Here is a 2,368-nt window from a genome sequence, read left to right on the forward strand (position 1 = left end):
CCTGGCCGGCGCGGCGGCGGCGATCGTCGCGTCCCGCTGGATGCCGATGGGGGCCGCGGCGACGGCCGAGCCCACGCCGGGGATCGACGCCGACTGGCCGGTGCTCGCCGGTGGCGTGGCCGCGACGGCCGTCCTGGTCGCGGCCGGTTCCTCGGTCGCGGCGTGGCTCGCGCTGCGAGACGGAGGGGCCGGAGTGAACTCCGGCCGATCGAAGATCGTCGCCACGGCGGCCCGGCTGGGGCTGCCGGTGCCGGTGCTGGTGGGGGCCCGGTTCGCGCTGGAGCGCGGGCGCGGCACCGACTCGCTGCCCGTGCGGCCCGCTCTGCTCAGCGCGGTCGTCGGGGTGCTCGGCGTGCTGGCGGCGTTCATGTTCTCCAGCGGCGTGGCCGACACCGACGACAATCCCGAGCGGTACGGCCAGAACTACCAGCTCATCGGCTTCTTCGGCTTCAACGGCCGGTACCTGGCCGAACCCGACCCTGCGCTGGCCGAGGTCGCCGCCGACCCCGCCGTGGCCGCCACCGCGCAGACCCGGCTCGGCGTCACCCAGGCGGGCCCCACCTCCGTCACCCTGTTCGGCGCGACCTCCCCGGCGACGCCCTGGCAGCCCCTCCTCACCGAAGGCCGCCCCGCGGCGGACGAGCACGAGGTCGTGCTGGCGGTCAGCAGCGCCCGCAGGATCGGTGTCGGGGTCGGCGACGACGTGACCCTGACCGGGCCGCTGGGCCACCAGGTCTTCCGGGTGACGGGCCTGGGCTTCGTCCCGGCCGGGCCGCACAACGGCTACGACGAGGGCGGGGTCACCACGGGCGCGGGCTACGACCGGCTGTTCCCGCCCGGCCAGTTCAAGTTCCTGTTCGGCCTGGTCACGCTGAAGCCCGGCGCCGACGCCGGCGCGGTGGCGGCCCGGCTCAACGAGAGGCTGCGCGGCAGCGTGCCCGAGAGGTTCGCCCTCCTCGTGCCCGACCCGCCGGAGCAGCTCGGCCAGATGCGCGGGGTGGAGTCGCTGCCGATCATGCTGGGCGCCTTCCTCGGCCTGCTCGCGCTGGGCGCGGCCGGGCACGCCCTGGTGACCGCCGTACGGCGGCGCGGGCAGGAGATGGCGGTGCTGCGCGCGCACGGCATGACCCGGTGGCAGGCGCGGGGCGTGGTGCTCACCCAGGCGACGATCCTGGCGCTCACGGGGCTGCTGTTCGGGCTGCCGCTGGGCTTCGTGCTCGGCCGTGCGCTGTGGCGGATCGTCGCGGACACGATGCCGTTCTTCTACCACCCGCCGCTGGCCCTGCTGGCCCTGCTGCTGATCGGCCCGCTCACGCTGCTGGCCGTGAACCTGCTGGCCGTGTGGCCGGCCCGCCTGTCCACCCGTACGCGGGTGGGCCACGTGCTGCGGACCGAATGATGACCGCGCAGTGGCTCCGGCTGGAGACCCGGTCACGGTGGCGGGCGCTGGTCGCGCTGGCCCTGCTCGTCGCGGTCGCGCTGGCCGCCACCCTGGCCGCCGCGGCGGGGGCACGGCGCGGCGCCGGTGTGGTCGACCGGCTGCTGGAGATCACCTTGCCGGCCGACGCCATGGTGCTGCCCAATCAGCCGGGCTTCGACTGGGACGCGATCCGCGCGCTGCCGTCGGTGGAGGCGCTGGCGGCCTTCCCGGCGACCGGCACGTGGTTCTTCGAAGACCCGCCCGGCATGATGGCCAACCTGCCGCCACCCGCCGACGACGACATCTGGCACACGATCGAGAAGCCGGTGGTGCTGGCGGGCCGGTTGCCGGTGGCCGCCGACGAGGTCGCCGTCACCACCGGGTTCACCGAGAGCTGGGGCAAGGGTGTCGGGGACACCGTCACCATCCGGCTGTTCACGCCCGAGGAGGTCGACCGCGGCATCGGCGACCCCTCCCTGTGGGACAAGATCACCCCGACCGGCCCCAGGCTGGTGACCACGATCACCGGAGTGATCCGGTCGGGCTGGTTCTCCGACTCGCTGGAGCGGCCGACCGGCGACGTCTTCCCCTCCGCCGCGTTCTTCCGCGCCCACGAGCACAGCGTCGCCGGTGGGCGGGACGTCGCCTTCTACAACGCGATGGTCCGCCTGCGGGCGCCGCTGCCCGAGTTCACCCGGCAGCTGGCTGAGGCGACCGGGCGGACCAACATCGACGTCTGGGACATGCGCCAGTTCGTCGACCACCAGCGCGAGCTGACCCGGTTCGAGGCGATGTCGCTGCTGGCCTTCGGGGTGGCGGTCTTCGCCGCCTCGGCGGTGCTGCTCGGTCAGACGATCTCGCGGCACGCCGCCGCCTCGGCCGCCGCGCTGGCGCTGCTGCGCCCGCTCGGGCTGACCCGCCGCCAGGGCGTGGCGGCGGCCACGGCCG

General features: G+C 75.0%; 2 protein-coding genes. Both read left to right on the forward strand.

Features of this window, described 5'->3' with window-relative positions:
* The coding region (locus tag FDA94_RS38840; RefSeq protein WP_137252008.1) for an ABC transporter permease at positions 1-1,399 on the forward strand (1,399 nt) is incomplete at its 5' end.
* The coding region (locus FDA94_RS38845) for a hypothetical protein (protein WP_212735712.1) at positions 1,399-2,368 on the forward strand (970 nt) is incomplete at its 3' end. The genes FDA94_RS38840 and FDA94_RS38845, both read left to right, overlap by 1 nt.

Origin of the sequence: Herbidospora galbida, from assembly GCF_005233835.1 — a bacterium.
GTDB lineage: Bacteria > Actinomycetota > Actinomycetes > Streptosporangiales > Streptosporangiaceae > Herbidospora > Herbidospora galbida.